We start from the raw sequence: 18,220 nt of genomic DNA, 5'->3' as shown, positions 1-18,220 counted from the left end.
GTATTTGCATTATTTGCTTTGAGTGACTTGAGTTCTTAACCACCAATCGCGATCAGGATTATATTTATATTTAATTTTCTGATTTTCAAGTTCTGCTCGAAGTTCTTGCTCCACAAGGTCATATTCGGGATCATTAATTAGGTTAATCATTTCCCCGGGATCTTTTTCCAAATCATACAATTCATCAATATCATTAGGTAAAAAGGCGTCCACCAGTTTGAATTTATCAGTTCGAATCGCTAACATATTTGGACCCGCATAGGGATAAGCATCATCAACATAATATTCAAACATAAATGATGTTCTCCAATTACTATTTTCTGAATTATCGTCAAATAGATTTACCATTGATGTTCCCTGCATATAATTTGGTGTTTCAATACCTGCTAATTCAAGTATGGTGGGCGCTAAATCGATGTTTAAGCCTAATTTATTTATCTCAATTCCTGTCCTTATCTTTTTAGGATATCTTATTAGCATTGGGATTCGCATCGAATTGTCATAAGCAATTCGTTTATCCCAATAACCGTGCTCACCCATAAAATAACCATTGTCGCTACTATAAATAATAACGGTATTATCAAGCTCCCCCATCTCTTCCAATGTTTTTAAAACCTGACCCAATGATTCATCAACAGCACCTAAGCATTCCAAAAGTTTTTTAAATTTATCGCCTTTAATGGGCCATGGTTTTGGTGCTAATGTATCGCTTTGAACATATTCTTTCCATTTGGAGTCCCAAGCTTTAATCCTTTGCCATTCAGGTTTGCCCTTAAAGTTCTCAAGATGCGTATTGAAAGGTGGAACAGGTAGAGAATCCTCTGCATACATATTTTCGTGTCTTGGAGCAGGAGAATGATTTTCATGCACTGCTTTGTGCCATAAATTTAGACTAAAAGGTTTATCAGGATCTCTCTTTTCTTTCAACCAAGCCAGTGCTTTCTCGGTTAAAATATCGGTCATATAGCCCTTTTCCTGATATTCTTTTCCATTATTATTAACCATTGGATCAAAATATTCCCCTTGTCCTATAAAACTATACCAATAATCAAAGCCCGGCCTAATATGCTTTTTTCCTTCATAATGAGCCATATGAATTTTTCCTATATGAGCCGTTTGGTAACCTTCTTGTTGTAACAACTGATTATAGGGTTGGTAGTTCTTCCAATCAGGATCTACATGAGGATTATTTTGATTAACCCCGTGAATATGAGGATATGTTCCCGTTAAAAAACTTGCTCTAGAAGGCGAACAAATGGATTGGGTTACAAAGAAGTTATTAAATTTTGCTCCTTCATTTTCCAACCGTTCCATATTAGGGGTTTTCAAAAAAGGATACCTCCCACTGGATTCCAAAGCATCATAAGGTTGGTCATCTACAAGAATGAACAAAAAATTTGGTCTTTTTTCTGGATATTCTTTTTTACAAGATGAAATAACAAATGTAAGTGTTAAGGTTGTTAATAATATTTTATAAAAATTATTTCTTTTCATTATGTGTTTTTTACCAAAATAAAATTAAAATCAATACTGAAAAGGCCAATAGCAAATATGACCAAAATCGATAGCTCTTATAATAAGGTTGACCTTTCAGACTAAGTGTTTCCGACTTAAATTCTGCCATTGAAAACGTTAAGTTTTCAGTTTTTTCAAGAGGCGGTTTTGCTGTTAATAAACTTACAATAATCATTACTAACATACTCCAAACAAAATAGAATGGAATGGTTAGGAGAAAGTGCATATCTCCAAAAATGGAATGCCCATAGTTTATTGTAGAAAAAATATTAGCTATCCCTAACAATATTCCAGCTATCAGTCCAGTAAAAGCGCCCGTTGCGTTGGTTCTTTTCCAAAATATACCTAAAATAAATGCAGCAACAATGGGAGGTGCCATCATAGACAGCATTTCCTGATAATATTTTAATAGCGTACCAAATTGTTTACCAATTTGTGGAGCCCACATAACGGCTATTATTAACACCGTTAAGGAAGCCATTTTACCAACTCTTACTTTCTTCTTGGAAGTACTGTTAGGAGCTATCTTGTCATAGAAATCCATGGTAAAGAGTGTCGCAACGGAATTTAACAATCCACTTAAAGAAGATGTTAGAGCAGCTACCATAGCCGCTATCATAAAGCCTATTAAGACATTGGGAAGAAGTTCCATGATTAAATTAGGGTAAACCATGTCTGGTTTGGGCAACCCTGGAAATAACTTGATAGCCATAACCCCAGGAATTATTATTAAAAACAATGTTAACATGGTTAGGAATCCAACAAGCAAAACCCCTTTCCTTCCTTCATCAATAGATTTCGCAGTCAGAACACGTTGCACCAATTGCTGATTATTTCCCCAAAAAAACAGTCCAATAATAGGTATGCCAACAATCATTCCTAACCAAGGCACCGAGGTATCATCATTTGGTCTCACTAATTTCATTAAAACATCACCATCGGCAAGTAATTCCCTAACATATTCGGCGCCTCCATTGTAGGTAGCGTAAACCGTTAAAACCATAGAACCAACTAAAAGAAAAATTCCTTGCATTAAATCTACTCTAATAGCTGCTGAAAGTCCACCAGGAATGGTATAAGCTGCTACGACAATAGCAAATACAATCGACAAGGTTAATATGGAAGCTTCTGGAAATACTAACTTCATGACCATGGCTGCTGCATACAAAGACCCAGCGGCATCTAAAAATATATTAACAACAATTGTTATTGCTGAAAAATAATACCGAGATGCTACATTAAATCTTTTTTCGAGAAACTCAGGTATTGTAAATATTTTCGATTTGATATAGAATGGTAAAATAAACCATGCAAAAAATATCATGACTATAACCGAAATCAAATTGTAATTAAAAACCGCAATACCCGTGCTGTAAGCATCACCAGCTTGCCCAATTAGGGTGGAGCTGGAAATACTTGCTGCGAATAGAGAAAACCCAATAACGCCCCAACCCATACCTCTTCCTGCTAAAAAATAAGAGTTTTCGTCTTTGCTTTTGCTGTACTTAACACCAAGGTAGACTATGAACAAAAAATAAAATATAATTATTATAATATCTGCCCAAGAAAGCCCGTTTACCCAAGAAGGGCCATCTGTAATGAAGTTAGTTGATTCCATTTGGTTGGTATTTATGAATTCTGTTCTTTGCTTAATGTGAATTCTATTAATTCGTTTACATTGCAGGTCGCCAAACCAATATATTTATCTGCACCTCCATAATAAACGTAAAGTGTATCATCTATAATCATATTTCCTGTAGGAAAAACACACCCCTTATAATAACCTTCAATCTCGTAATCAAATTCAGGCTCCATGATATAATCTTTAGTTCTGCCTATAATTTTTGTGGGATCTTCTAAATCTAACATGACAGCTCCTACTCTATAATAACCTAAGCCTCCATTTTCCACGCCATGATATAAAACTAACCAGCCCCTGTCTGTTTTTAAAGGTGGCGTGCTGCCCCCCACTTTTTCTTCCCATCCACCATTAATACCAGCAATTAGCATGGTACTTGGTTCTTTCCATAATAACATATCGTCACTAAACCTTATCCAAACGGCAGGTTTATCAAGACTATATGATTCACCAACCCATTCTTTTGGACGATGCAACATGGCATATTTTCCGTTTATTTTTTCTGGAAATAAAATAACATCTCTGTCATCTAAATTAGAATCGGTAATTCTTCCCAGTTTAATCCAGTTTTTAAAATCTTTGGTCATAGCCAAAGCAGAATTTGCCATATTCTTCTTAATAAAATGAGGTGCATGAGGGCCATGATCTGATGTTAATACTTCATCATGTCTGAATTTCCAGTATTGACCAGGGGGAAATGGTCTAAAAGCATATGTTACATAATAATAATCGTCCAATTTAATGATACGAGCGTCTTCTATACAACCCATGTCTGGGCCTTCATCGCTTGGCCCCAGTACTGGCTCATCTGAAACACGCTCGAAATGGTACCCATCATCACTTATTGCTAAACCAAAGCGGATCACATGCTCTTCATCATCACCTGCTGCTCTATAGAGCATGTAGAATTTTCCGTTATCATAATAAACTCCTGGATTACAAACAACCAGGTTTTCCCAATCGTTTTCAGGATTAGGAGATAATATAGGGTTACCTTCAAATTTTTTAAGTTTCATTTTATTAAAAAAGTTAGTTATTATATAAGTACAATAATACTTTTATGAATGTAATTAAAGGTTTTAAAATAGTTCAATGTGTTAGAAAATATGTTCAGAACATGTAAAATGAAGGGAAAATTTACTGAGGAATCATTAGATCTTATATTGATTTAATAAGTATTTTAAAAAGTTTAATATCTTAACTTCACTACATAATGGTCAATAAAAAGAGTACTTTGCTTGAAAAACAAACTGCATTAAAAGTTTGGTGCCTTAAATTTGTTTATAATCTTTATTTATTTAAAAAGTTTTATGAAAAATGTTTTTGTTCTATTGTTTGTTTTTTCTTGTTCTGTATTCTCGCAAAGCAAAAGTTTTGACTCTAAACGACCAAATATAGTTTTTATACTTTCTGACGATCATGCTACTAATGCTATTTCAGCGTATAATGATTTTTTTAAGGATATAGCACCAACTCCTAATATTGATAGAATTGCTAATGAAGGTGCCATACTCACCAATGCGCTTTGCACGAACGCCATATGTGGACCAAGTAGAGCGTCCATTTTAACAGGAAAATACAGCCATATCAATAAATATTACAAAAACTTCCAGGGTGGAAACTTTAATGGTTCTCAGTGGACTTACCCAAAGGCATTACAAAAAAGGGGCTATCAAACAGCGTTGGTCGGAAAATGGCATCTCGCTTCCGAACCTCAAGGTTTTGATTATTACAAATATCATATTGACCATGGTGAACAAGGTGTTTATTGGAATCCAACTTATAGCGAAAACGGTATAGCTGTTAAAGAAGAGGGCTATGCTACTAACTTAACAACCGATTTTGCTTTAAACTGGTTGGAGCAAACAAACAAAGAAACCCCTTTTTGTTTACTTCTTCAATACAAAGCACCCCACAGAGAATGGGCTCCAGATAAAAAATATGAAGATTTATGGGAAAATCAGGATTTACCATATCCTGACACATTTAATGACAATTATATTGGTAGAGAACAAACTGCCGGAGACACCCATATGACCATGGATTTCTTTAACAGAAGAGATATGAAAATGAATCCACCAGATACATTAACCCCAAAAGAGGTTAGAAAATGGCTTGATTATGGTAATAATCCCGGAGAAATTGTAACTCCCAACGATTCACTTTCTGGAGAAGCTCTTAAAAGATGGAAATATCAAACTTATATTAAAGACTACTTAGCCACCATTAAATCTGTAGATGAAAATATAGGTCGTGTATTAAACTATTTAAAAGAAAACGGACTAGAGGAAAATACGATTGTTATTTATGCATCAGACCAAGGTTTTTTTCTGGGAGAACACGGTTGGTTTGATAAACGCTTTATGTACGAGGAATCTTTGAGAATGCCATTTTTAATTCGTTATCCTAAACTGATTAAACCTAAAACAGTTGTTAAAGATATCGTTTCTAATATTGATATGGCACCAACTTTATTAGATATGGCGGGAATTCCTGTTCCCAATGAGATACAAGGTAAAAGTTTTTATCAAAACCTAAAAGGCAAAACTCCAAAAAACTGGCGCCAATCTATGTATTATCATTATTACGAATATCCCTTTTGGCATCATGTACAGCCGCACTACGGTATAAGAACGGAAAGATATAAACTCATTCATTTTTATTATGATGTGGATCTTTGGGAATTGTATGATTTAAAAAAGGACCCTTCAGAATTGAACAACTTAATAAATTCAAAAAAACATACCAATTTAATAAAAAAATTAAAAGAAGAATTGTATGCATTAAAAAGTAATTATGGTAATACACTTACCATCGAAGAGTTAAGAGCCATTTCGGATACTAATTTTGGAGGTCTTGAATCTGATAAATAAAATAATCATAGATAGCCTTTGAAATTTAAACTTAATAGAGATACAGAAGTTTTTGTAGAATAAAACTGAAGTGCTAAAAAGAGTACATAAAAGAAACACAAAACCTTAGATCTTTCGAAAATCTAAGGTTTTTAAATTTAATAAAATTGGAAAATAGGGAATGATTAAAAGATTTATCAACGGACTCTCACATACTTTTGCAATTTCCGAGGCCCTGGTTCTCCTCCAAAAATGTTTCCATATTTATCAACTGCAATAAATTCTGCACCGTTTGTTTTTGTGTTTTGTGGATCGAATGTTGGCAAACGTATGAAGTAATCTACCCAACCTAAATTTGCATCACCGATACGGATTCCCATTTCCCAGCCAGGATTTTGTAAATTGTCTGATTCAGAATCAGCTACATAAATTTTATCATGTTCATCGAAAGCCAGACCACTAGGTTTTCCAAATTGAGTCCACTGAGAAATAAAATTTCCTTCTTGGTCAAAAATCTGTAACCTGTTGTTTCCTCTGTCGGCGACAAAAATCCTGCCGCGAGAATCTATATCAAGTGCGTGAAGACTTTTAAATTCGCCTGGTCCATATCCAGTCTTTCCCCAAGACTTAATAAAAGTTCCGTCAGGTGAAAACTTCATGACCCGATTATTGCCCTCTTGACTATGTCCATCAGCAACAAAAATATTACCATTGTCGGCAACAATAATATCTGCCGGAGAATTGAATTCATATTCTCCATTTCCTGCTATTCCAGGTTTTCCTAATACCATTAATACTTTTCCATCAGGACTAAATTTTATGACCTGATGACCTCTTTTATCCCCTTCAGGTCTTCGCTTATCTGAAACGGCTTCTGTAACCCAAACATTACCTTCTTTATCAACATCAATACCATGGGGCCAAATAAACATTCCAGCACCAAAGCTTTGGACCACATTTCCATTTTGGTCAAATTTGAGTATTGGATCCAAATCTGAATCAAGGCACTCATCACCAAACCGATCAGGTTCTATTGCATCACATCTAATAACTGCCCAAATATGTTCACCATCAGGATCAATAGTTACCTTACCAACAGCCCCCATAGTTCTACCTTCTGGTAATTTAGCCCAGTTCTCAACTAGTTGATATGGATTAGGGTAGCTTTGGCAAAAACCTACTAAACCAGAAAATAATAAAATAAAACACAACATCACGTGTGTCGCATTTTTTTCAATTGTTTTAAAATTAACATTCATTTTATTTATTTTTAGTAATTAATACTGAAATTATCCTATTTAAAGGCGTTTTTTATAATATTTGATGTATTGGGCTTATGCGATTATTTTACACCCAAATACTTAAGTTCTTCCAAAATTGCCATTCCAAAAAATCCAGTTGTATAAGCGCAACTGGCTGGAAAATACTGTCTAATTCCAACCATTGATGCGGGTGTACTGCCAACTAAGCCTCCCACGGCCTCAACATCTGGTCCTGTATATTGGTTTTCCAAGCACCATTTCAATGCACCTCTTGCTGTGTTTAAATATTCTGATTTCCCAGTAGCTTCATATAACTGATAAAATAGCAAACTCCAAAGTGCTGTGCCTTTTTCGGAAACACCAACCTCTTTCGGATTTTCATCAAATATAAAAGACCAAGAACCATCTTGATTTTGAGCATTTTTCAAATTTTCGGCAAGTTTTTTCGCATAATCAAGGTAGATAGTATCTGGATACATACGGTTCATTGCTAGTAAACCTTCCATGGCCCAACCTAAACCACGTGTCATTTTAATGGTTTCAATATGTTCTTGTTTTGTCCAATCATAAGCTCTGTGCCAAAGGCCATCTTCTCTTTGAAACACTTTCATATGCTTATCCATAAATTCCTTGCCTATTTCTCTAAAGCGATTGTCCCCTGTTAATTCATATAAAGCGGCATGTCCTTCAGGATCCCATCCTGTTTCATCTAGAATACGGTCATTAAATCGATTTTCGTCATATCTATAATAATGTGGAAGTACTTCAAATTCCTTTAACATTTCACCTTTTTTAAGACACCAATATTTTGAAGCTTCTAAATAGGTACTATCGCCAGTAGCCTCAAAAAGAGGAATCAAAGCCCAACGCACTATTACCCCAGAATCGGAAGTGCCTATCCATTTGGTATATCTATTAAACCTACGTGACCATATCACCATAAAAGAACCATCGGCTGGGTGGTTTTCTTCCTTCAACTGATATCTGAGTGCATTGCGGCCTATCTTGTCAACGGCGTGTAGTAATTCTTTGGTATCATATACTTTTTGTATTTCAGGTATTTTAATGGCGTCAACAACCATCTTTACATATTGAGTACCCGCCCAGTTCCAGTAATTGGTACGGTGTGTTTTTGCTTCCAAATCATAAAAAGCATAGAGGTTTCCATAGGTTGGGCTGTGTGGGTTGTTGTTTTGTCGTCGTAGTCCATCTTGTATTAATAAATCTAGTGCATTTATTAAACGCTTTCTGGATAGTTCACTGCCTTTCATGTCTTCAAGAACTTTTGCCTTCTCTAATAAACCTTGTTGCTTATCAATGTAAGCTGAAGCAATTTCTATAGACTTCTCATTTTTATTAACGGCAATGCTTACTTTTCCAGACCACTCTTCAGAAAGCAGGTTAATAGTATGTCTAAAATTTCTTAATATGACTGGAAACACCTTTCGAAGGTAAATCCTTTCAATATTAGGCGTCTCATGGTCTAGCATCAGTGAATTTTCCCAATACTCAAGTTTATGGGAAGGCAAGCAAATTACTTTTGACAAAGGCAGACTTTCTCTAAAAAAAGGACCTCCAAAAATGTATTCGCCTTTAGGTTCATTCTCAAAAATACAAATTCCGTCCATCCCTGTCTCCAATTCTATATCAACTATTGGGTATCTAACATCTAAAGGAGAACTTTGATACATTGAATCCCTAAATATGGGATCTGGGTCAGAGGAGGCGATATCTCGCGCGCTTGAAACTGGATAATTTCTATCGGAATCAATGCGGAGCTCAAATTCAGTAATACCTTGAGGAATATAGGCTTCAACCCTAATTTCCTTTCCTTTTTTTATTAGTGAGATACTAGCTTTATTGTCTGAAATATAGGTTTCAATATTTTGCGAGTAGGAGAAATAACTTAAAAAGAAAATAGATAAAAAAAACACATAAAGTTTATTGTTTTTATTAGTGTAGAAGGTATTTCTTAAATCTTGATTCATAATTAACTATAATGAGTTAGTTCATAAAAACATAATTGTATAATTAAGGTCTTTTCCGTATCAAGAGTTTTGTCATCTCATTAACAATATCTGGATGCAGGTTCGCAACATTTAAAATCTCATTATCATCTTTAGAATGGTCGTACAATTCTACAAACCCATCGTTATGAAGAATTAATCTATGGGTTTTGTTTCTAATAGTTCGCGCTTTTGGCGTGTAGGCTATGGCACCTTTTGAAAAAGTATTGTTAGCTTTTAATGTTGCCATTAAGGATATGCCTTCCGCAAATTCTGGAATATCCACTCCTGTTAATTCACATAAAGTAGGAAAAATATCTAAAGTTTCAACAACCTGTTTTACCTCCTGCTTACCGTGTTTGCTTATTGGATCGTAAATAATGAGTGGTGAATGCAAAGATTCCTCAAACAAGCTATGCTTACCCCAAATAGCATGTTCCCCCAAATGCCAGCCATGGTCCCCCCAGAGCACAACAATAGTATTTTTATCAGCGCCGCTTTGTTTTAGTTCATTCATTATTTTACCTACTTGTGCATCGGCATAAGTTACACAGGCCGCATAATGGCGACGCACGTCTTCCGCGAATTCTGGATCTGTATTTGGGTCTTTTCCCCAACGATTGTATTTCATAAATTCAAACGAGTTATGCCAAGTTGTTTTTTCCTTTGGTTTTTCTGGATGTGCAACAGGAGGTAAGGTTACATTATGATACAAATCATAATAAGACTTTGGGGCTCCAAAAGGTAAATGAGGTTTAATGATACCAACGGCTAGAAAAAAGGGTTGGTTTTTATTAGTTGTTAATTCCTTTAATTGATTGATTGCTTCATCAGTTATAAGGTCATCTGGATATTTAACATTGTTTCCTACTGCGGATTGAAAAACATCCATTTCATTGGTTATCTTTCTTATTTCTCCATTTGCGAGTCCATGCATAGTACCGCGTGGATGCTTCCACGGACCTACTGGCATAAGGTGCCTATCCCAAGCATTAGGAATTTCAATAACTGTGCTATCATTCCAATCTTTTCCGCCTCGGCCTCCTGGGTGATGGGATACTTTACCTACGGATACTGTTTTATAGCCATGAGATTTAAACCATTCGGGCATAGTAGGGTCTACATGGGTGCTTGAATCCGCTATTTTTTGAGCTCTTAGGAACAAAGCATCATTATTAGCAAGTCCATATTTACCGGCTAACAATGTATATCTGGAAGGCCCGCAGCTTGGGGCATTAACAAAATGCTTTTTGAAGGAAATACCTTTTTGAGCCAGATCATCCATGTTGGGTGATATGATATAATCTGCACCAAAAGACTTTAATTCTGGACGCAAATCGTCAATACAAATGAGTAAAACATTAGGTTTTTGATTGAAATCTTCCTGTTTTTCGAAGTCTTTAACTTGTTTACAACTAAATGAACAGATAGAAAAAATGAATAAAGCTAATTTAATATGGATAATGGAAATTTTAATATTCATAGAAAAAATCTTTTAATAGTCATATTATTCAATTTTAATAATAGGTTCAATCTCCAAATAACCAAGAGACCGTAAAAAATTATCAGTAGCTAGGACGGTTTTTTTATAATGCTCAAAACTTCTATCGTAGTTAAAAAACCCGTGTTTTTGCCCTTCATATAAAATAAGTTCACATCTACTTCCAACTTTTTCCATTACTTTTTGATAGTATTTTGCGGTTTCGACTGGCACTAAATTATCTTCGGTACCTAAAAAGATAATAGTAGGCGGAGCACCCGAAACAATATTGTGAAGAGGTGAAAAGTTTTTATATAAATTTCCAATTCTATCAAAACCATAACCCCCTGGACCATTATCAATTACCGGGTTCATAAGAACCAATGCATTTGGAGCTGGACTAATGGTTAAATTATCTGAGGACTCATTAAACCCACTTATCAGAGCTGAAGCCGCAGCCAAATGCCCACCTGCCGAACCTCCAACAGCAATTATTTTTGAACTATCTATTTGAAATATATTTGCCCGTTCCCTAATAAACCTAATAGCCGATTTCGCATCTTTCAAAGATTCTATGGGCGTTGTATTATATTTTTTAGAAACCCTATAATCTACTAGAAAACAAACTAAACCTCTTCTCGAAAAAAACTTAGCATGGGGTTCAAATTGTCCAATACTTCCTTTGCTCCACCCACCACCAAAAAAGAAAATCATGGCAGGGTATTTTTTTGAATAATTAAAATTTTCTGGACGATAAACATCCATAAATAGATTTACTGAATCGATTTGTTTGTATAAAAGTCGTTCTTGGGAAAAACCCACAGATTGAAATACTAGAAATACTAAAAGGATGCATGTGTTTAGTCTAAACATATATTAAAGTTTTTTCTATATCTGAAACATATTATTACATTTCACGATTTTGTTATTATACATAGCATCCAATCCCATTTGAACGCAAATAGCTGCTTTAGCGCCAGTGATGACATTAGATTGGGGAATTTTATTATTTAAAATGGAGGCCTTAAAATCTAAAAGGGCTTGCTTACTGGGGTCTAAGTGCTCTACATCTATTTTAGAACCTTTATCCTTATCCCATTGGGCAGTAGCGCCACTAACACCATCAACATCCTCTATAACCTTATACTTCTTTTTACCTTCTGGATAGAACCAAGCGTTCTTGGTATCAATAATAATAGTACCTAGATCACCTATCACCTTAATTTGGTAGCCATCTTTAGCATTACTTGTTAAGCAAGTGAATTTTGCCTTGATCCCGTTGGGATAGGTATACATTAAATGCACATTATCATAGGTTTCCCTTCCGTCTTGCCAATAATCTACTCCACCAACACCCATAACCTGGTTTGGTGTGGCATTGAGTACCCAGTTTACAAAATCGATTTGGTGTGAACATAATTCAGCAGTCAACCCTCCAGAGAATTCTCGATACATCCTCCAATTTATAGCCTTTTCAAGTTTAGGTTCGGGAACTGGTCTTCTCCAGTTTCCATGTCTGTTCCATTGGCACTCAAAGGCAGTAATATTACCAACTTTTCCCTGTTGAATTAAATCGACAACATGGATATAAAGTCTTGAGCTATGGTATTGATGGCCCGTTTGAAATATCAAATTTGAATCTTTTGTTTTACTAACTAAATCCATAATACCATCATAACCTTTTGCTAAAGTCTTTTCGCAATATATATGCTTGCCAGCCTCAAGCGCATCTATAGCCATTTTAGAATGCGTATTGAACGGTGTTGCTATAATAACCGCATCAACATCCTTATTGTCTAATAATTTTCTATAATCTAAATACCCTATTGGATTTGAATTGGCTTTAGAAACCCCTGCCTTTAATCTGAATGGCAATATATCGCAAGATGCCACCACTTTTAAATCATTTATAGAATTTAATAGTGTTGTAAGGCCTCCTCCACGATCTCCTGTGCCTATAACTCCAATGTTTATAGTGCTATTCGCATTTATATTAGACATTACCTGGCCATATAAATAGGATGAACTTGCAATACCTGCAGTAACTGTAGCTGTTTTCTTTATAAATGAGCGTCTTTTCAAACTTTATAATTTAGGATCCCAACCTGGCTCGTAAGTTCTTGACCATAGTTTCATGGCCTCTCTATTGTACATCACGCCCGTTTTATCATCGATATCTATGCCATCATTAATTCTATAAGCAATATTGGCGTAATGCACCATAGCCATACTCTTACTAGCATCATCAATAGGGGCCGTTAATTTTGACTTGCCACGAATGGTTTCAAAAAGGTTTTGAACATGTTGAGTTGATGTATCGCCACCACCACCTAAAGCTGTACCTGACTCTTTTGATGCCGAATTAAACTCTTTAACCAATTTTCCTTGGCGGTCATATAACATGTATTTGTTCCTATCAACATAAACAGACCCTTCTGTACCATAAATTATGGTGCCACGTCCGGTTCCATAAGTATTGTAACTGTTTCTTGATTTTCCATCCCATTTAATGACTTTATCTTCTGCAAATTTAAAGGTAGCTTCCATATCATCATACATTTCCCAACCATCATTTATAAAGTGTCGCTTTTCTGCCTCTACTTTTACATGTTGAGGAAAATCTACCTGTAAAGCCCAACGTGCCACATCCAGTTCATGAGTTCCGTTGTTTCCGGCCTCGGCTGTACCATATTCCCAGCCATACCAATGCCAATTATAATCCCATGTTTCGGAAGTATAAGAGCGTCTTGGTGCAGGTCCTTGCCATAAGTCCCAATCTAAACCTTCCGGAATTGGAGCGCTTTTTTGTAATGGAACCTCTCCTCGTCCATTGTTATAAAAAGCAACAGCCTTATATGGTTTTCCGATAACGCCCTTATGTATTTCGTTTATAATTGCAATGGTATGACCAGATGAACGTTGCTGATTTCCCATTTGAACCACTTTGTTAAAGTAGTTGGACGCTTTTACCAATTGTTCATTTTCATACATATTGTGGCTGCATGGCTTTTCTACATAAACATGTTTACCTGCTTTCATAGCCATAATAGATCCTGGTGCGTGCCAATGGTCTGGAGTAGCATTAATGAGAATGTCAACATCTTTATCTTCTAAAACTTTTCTAATATCGTTCTCCAAAGCTGGGTTGTAATTTATGTGTTCCCTGAAAGCCTTAAGACCCTTTAAACGCTGACTTTCCATTACATCACACAAATAGAGTAATTTAACATTACTTTCTTTTATAGCTATGGGTGCCTTAAAGGCGTTTAAACGTCTGCCCAAACCTGCAATGGCAACGTTTAGCCTCTCATTTGAGCCTATAATACCGTTATAACTCTTGGCGGTCATACCCATAGCTGAACTTCCTATTGCTAAAGCAGCACTTGCCATTGATGTTTTCTTTATAAATTCTCTTCTAGATGCCATTATAATTCTTTTATTTTAATACTTCTAAAACTTACTTCGTTACCGTGGTCTTGTAATAAAATGGTGCCTTCTGGCCATCTTCCAAAATTTGGCCATTGTTGGTATTTACTATAATTTACCAACGCTTCAAACATTTGTGAAAAACGATCGTACTCTATTACTTTTTCATTGTTTAACCAATGCTCAACTTTTCCATCTTTAGAAACAATTCTTGCTTTGTTCCATTCGCCAATACCCTTGAAATCTTTGTTTCTGCCTTTGGTAGAAAGATTTGTTGCCGTAATCAAATCATATAGCGACCCAATGGTTCTATTCCCCAAAGTACCCATTTTTGCATCTGGATGGTTTTTATCATCCAAAATTTGAAACTCACAACCAATAGCTGAGCCTGAACCCTTGTTCAATTCAGGGTCTACAAAATATTTGATTCCACTATTTGCACCTTCAGTAATTTTGAATTCAAGTTCTAACTCAAAGTCACTATACATTTTGGTTGTAACAATATCACCAGGACCAGTTGATTCGCCACCATCTGTAGCTTCAATAGTTAGCTCACCATTATTTATAGTCCAACCATTATCAGGAAAACCATCTAATTTAGCGCCTCTCCAACCATTGGTAGTTTCACCATCCCAAAGTAATCTAAAACCATGATCTTTTTCCCATGGGGTCAACTCATTTTTAAGGTAACTTACTTCGGGCACTTCAGGATTTGCCGTTGTAAGATGCTCTTGAACGTTATCGGTTATAATACGTATGTTCTTCCACATTACTTTTCTTCCAACCTCCTCTTCTTTTACACGATGTACTTGCAAACCTATAAATCCAGCAGACGTCATATCATCTACCATTCTACTAGAATGTTGCCCATTTATAAACGTATTGATTTCATTCCCATAGGCTTCAATTCGTATCGTGTTCCATGTAGCCATTAGAAATGCATTTTGAGCTTTTGGATTTCTTGATAAAGGATATAACCATTTTCTTCTACCTTCATCATAGATACCTCCCGTCCATTTTCGAGGTGTTGGGTCTACTTCGCATTGGTATCCAAATACCCTTGTTCCGTTATCTTCTTGTCTCGTATTGCTTCTAAATTGCACACCAGAATTTAACACATTGGGAAGAAATATTTCTAACTCCAAAATAAAATCTGAATATAATTTTTCTGTACATAAAAATGTATTAAGTTTTTCGTTTTTTGAAGTGCCCGTAATAATGCCATCTTTTACTATGTAGGGAGCAGTTCCTCCAACAACTTTCCAACCTTTGAGATCTTTTCCGTTAAATAGGATTTCCCAATTTTGACTGTAAACTTTACTACAGAAGGTTATAAAAGCTATCGCTATTAATCCTTTGAAATACATGTGCTTTTTTTTAAATTTCATTTTTAAGGGTTTAAGTTTGTTATTTTTAAATCCAATATTTGCATGTGGTTTCTGACAGTTCTGAATCCGAACCAACCTTCATTATAGGCTAATGTATCATTCATTTTGAAAATGATATTATCATTGTGAGAATAAGTTATAATTTCTTTTTGTACCATGATTTCAACTTTAATAGGCTTGTTCGGTTCAATAATATGAGGAAATCTCAAATCGTGATTTTTCAACAGAGGTCTTTCACCATTATATCCTGTGTATCTGCGCATCCTAGTTGTAGTATTGTCGTGCCCACCATAACCTACATAATACGTTCTAAGTCTATGATAATCTCCAAAACGACCAGAACGAATACTATCAGCACATTCCAAAATATTTGAAGGACAATTTGGATCTATAGCCATAAAAAAGCAATTTAGATCACTTACCCTATCATTAGCCCCCCCTTGGTCTATAACTACAGCTGTATATTCAATTTTTACAGGGGCCACCAATTTATTCTTGAACCAAACGGTTGCACCTTTAATGGCATCAATATCTAGACAACTATTTTTTACGGAGACCTCATCATCACTGATTTCGGTTTCAGATTTAAAATAGTTCAAATCCTCTAATTCATTAAAGTCTATATCATAGAGTATACCATCCAGTTCTTGATGGTTCTTGTTAACTTTAATGCATGAAAAAATTGACAAAAAGATAATGACACTAAGAATTAGAAACTTAAAACTTTTTCGAAAAAGCATTATCTATATTTACTAATATTCTTTATTATTTATCAATTTTAAAAATGGTAGTTTCAAATATTATCAGTAAGAAATATCTGAAACTACCCAAAAACTAACTCAAACTATTACTGTCTATCGTCTATAACTGTTAACGGTGGTATATTTTGCTCTGCACCAGGGAATCCTTCATTTTGGTTAATAATACCCTGAGAATTATTGGTTATTGTTACAGATGGAATTGGCCAGAAAATAAAGTGTGGTTCAATGGTTGCCTTAACACCTCTAATTGTACTACCAATCTGATAGAAAATGTTTTTATCTATAACATGGTCGTAATAAAAATTATTTTGTGAAATGTTATTTATAGAATAGCCATTAAGATTATTATCGGCCATAATCAAGGCAACACGAGTTAATTCTACTTTTCTAGGTTCCTCGGTGTACAGTTCTTTGGCACGTTCCTCCAAAATCTTCTCTATAGTTACATCACCCGCAGTTATAAGGGACGCTTGTGCCCTATTTCTAACTTCATTAATATCATCTGCAGCGGCACCCGTATTACCTAACCAATAATTGGCCTCTGCACGCAGTAAATAGGTTTCTGCTAAACGGTAAATATAACCATTACCTTGCCCACCATCGGGTCTTGAATCATCCAAATCATTATGAGGAATGAATGTTTTGTATTGTGGGAAGGCATAATAAAACTGCAAAGAGTCTTGAGCTGGACTTCCAAAATTATTTGGATTTACTGGCTGCAGGTAATCTGCCGAACTTGGATTATTATAAACAAGTTCATCCTTATCCACCCAGTTAGCGTCGCTACGTCTTAAATCATTGGAATCATCCCACATTTCATAGATGTAATAGGGGGTTCCTCTGGACCATCCATTTCCTCTACCTATAGTATCAGCCATTGTTGTCCAAACACCACCTATCCTATCAATACTTCCTCTTGCCCCATTGCCATCCCTAACACCACCGTTCCACCATGCAGGTACATAATCTCGCATCGTGGCACGACCTGTACCATCACTATTCGCATTTTCAGGTGCTTCAAATCTATCTAAAAAACCTAGTATGGTTTCAGTGTTGGCTCCGTCGAAAATATTATCGGGTCTTGCTAAATCCCATATCACATTTCTACTTGAATCTCCGCTATTAACACCAAATCTATCAGTTACTAACGAAAATGGCCCATCTATAACTTGGGTTGCTGACGCTATTGCCTCTGAAAAATGACTATTGGCCAATTGAATTTTAGTAAGCAGGTGATACCCTGCCCATTTAGTTTCTGCACCCTCTACATTAGCTTCTGGCAACCACTGTACTGCGAACTCCATATCTTCTTCAATTTTATCCAAAACCGTTTTTCTGGCATGGGTAAAATAATCTAATTTGGGTCCAGTAATTACTTGTCCCACAAATGGTACGTCACCATAAAGGTGAACTAGTTGGTAATACCAGTAAGATCTGTGAAAGTAGGCCGCTGCAATAATTCTATTTCTCTCATCTTCAGATTCTAAATCGGCTCCTTCAGCATAGAAAATAAGTAAATTTGCTGTACTAATAGACCTTGAATAAGCTCTATCAAAATAATCTAGCATTGTATACCCTCCATCGTCATTAGGTGTAAACTGCAAGGGCAAATTTCGAGGCACAATCGTGTTTCTTGCCGGTGCAAAACCTAAATCGGTGGTAATTAATTGTGATGCAATACCACTGCGGTCACCGTCGTATTCCCATCTAAGTTCTTTTCTCAAAGTAATTAATAAAGCATCAAAACCTGCCGCGTCTACCAGGGTATTTTCTGGCGACAAGAACGATAAAGGCTGGGGTTCTAAATATTCGTCATCACATGAGACGATTACTATTAAGGCCAAAATTAATATTGTAAAATATTTAAACTTACTTTTCATAATTTCATATG

13 protein-coding genes are annotated in these 18,220 nt (G+C 35.6%); 1 reads left to right on the top strand and 12 read right to left on the bottom strand.

Annotation, left to right across the window (positions count from 1 at the left end):
* Positions 1-9: 9 nt before the first annotated feature.
* From ABD963_RS14420 to ABD963_RS14410, 3 genes are read right to left on the bottom strand one after another with little or no spacing between them, the layout of a single operon-like run.
* Complete coding sequence (locus tag ABD963_RS14420) at positions 10-1,494, bottom strand: sulfatase family protein (RefSeq protein ID WP_345278014.1); 1,485 nt, start codon at positions 1,492-1,494, stop codon at positions 10-12.
* Positions 1,495-1,504: 10 nt separating this feature from the next.
* Positions 1,505-3,133, bottom strand: a complete 1,629-nt coding sequence (locus ABD963_RS14415; RefSeq protein WP_345278012.1) for a sodium:solute symporter — start codon at positions 3,131-3,133, stop codon at positions 1,505-1,507.
* Between the two features lie 11 nt (positions 3,134-3,144).
* Complete coding sequence (locus ABD963_RS14410; protein WP_345278010.1) at positions 3,145-4,170, bottom strand: glycoside hydrolase family 130 protein; 1,026 nt, start codon at positions 4,168-4,170, stop codon at positions 3,145-3,147.
* Positions 4,171-4,464: 294 nt separating this feature from the next.
* On the opposite strand from ABD963_RS14410, the gene ABD963_RS14405 reads away from it, so the two are divergent.
* The gene (locus ABD963_RS14405) at positions 4,465-6,027 is read left to right on the top strand and encodes a sulfatase family protein (RefSeq protein ID WP_345278008.1); all 1,563 of its coding nucleotides are present in this window, start codon (positions 4,465-4,467) and stop codon (positions 6,025-6,027) included.
* A gap of 176 nt (positions 6,028-6,203) precedes the next feature.
* Here the strand turns inward: ABD963_RS14405 and ABD963_RS14400 are convergent, their stop codons facing one another.
* From ABD963_RS14400 to ABD963_RS14360, 9 genes are all read right to left on the bottom strand, one after another.
* Positions 6,204-7,220 (bottom strand): peptidyl-alpha-hydroxyglycine alpha-amidating lyase family protein, encoded by a 1,017-nt coding sequence (locus ABD963_RS14400; protein WP_345278006.1) that lies wholly within the window; start codon positions 7,218-7,220, stop codon positions 6,204-6,206.
* Positions 7,221-7,348: 128 nt separating this feature from the next.
* Complete coding sequence (locus ABD963_RS14395; RefSeq protein ID WP_345278004.1) at positions 7,349-9,256, bottom strand: glycoside hydrolase family 88 protein; 1,908 nt, start codon at positions 9,254-9,256, stop codon at positions 7,349-7,351.
* A gap of 43 nt (positions 9,257-9,299) precedes the next feature.
* The gene (locus ABD963_RS14390) at positions 9,300-10,757 is read right to left on the bottom strand and encodes a sulfatase (protein ID WP_345278002.1); all 1,458 of its coding nucleotides are present in this window, start codon (positions 10,755-10,757) and stop codon (positions 9,300-9,302) included.
* Positions 10,758-10,781: 24 nt separating this feature from the next.
* Positions 10,782-11,627, bottom strand: coding sequence for an alpha/beta hydrolase (locus ABD963_RS14385; protein WP_345278000.1), 846 nt, complete (start codon positions 11,625-11,627; stop codon positions 10,782-10,784).
* Between the two features lie 15 nt (positions 11,628-11,642).
* Positions 11,643-12,836, bottom strand: coding sequence for a Gfo/Idh/MocA family protein (locus tag ABD963_RS14380; RefSeq protein ID WP_345277998.1), 1,194 nt, complete (start codon positions 12,834-12,836; stop codon positions 11,643-11,645).
* Between the two features lie 3 nt (positions 12,837-12,839).
* A complete protein-coding gene (locus tag ABD963_RS14375) occupies positions 12,840-14,180 on the bottom strand; it encodes a Gfo/Idh/MocA family protein (RefSeq protein ID WP_345277996.1) in 1,341 nt (446 codons plus the stop codon).
* Entirely contained in the window at positions 14,180-15,568 is a 1,389-nt protein-coding gene (locus ABD963_RS14370) for a 3-keto-disaccharide hydrolase (RefSeq protein ID WP_345277994.1), read from the bottom strand. Before ABD963_RS14370 ends, ABD963_RS14375 begins: the two co-directional genes overlap by 1 nt.
* A gap of 2 nt (positions 15,569-15,570) precedes the next feature.
* A complete protein-coding gene (locus ABD963_RS14365) occupies positions 15,571-16,308 on the bottom strand; it encodes a DUF6250 domain-containing protein (RefSeq protein ID WP_345277992.1) in 738 nt (245 codons plus the stop codon).
* A 107-nt stretch (positions 16,309-16,415) separates the two neighbouring features.
* Positions 16,416-18,209 (bottom strand): RagB/SusD family nutrient uptake outer membrane protein, encoded by a 1,794-nt coding sequence (locus ABD963_RS14360; RefSeq protein ID WP_345277990.1) that lies wholly within the window; start codon positions 18,207-18,209, stop codon positions 16,416-16,418.
* Between the last annotated feature and the right edge of the window lie 11 nt (positions 18,210-18,220).

It is taken from the genome of Litoribaculum gwangyangense, assembly GCF_039543505.1.
Lineage (GTDB): Bacteria > Bacteroidota > Bacteroidia > Flavobacteriales > Flavobacteriaceae > Litoribaculum > Litoribaculum gwangyangense.
Note: the sequence above shows the minus strand (reverse complement) of the source record. Positions and strands in the feature narration are given on the sequence as shown.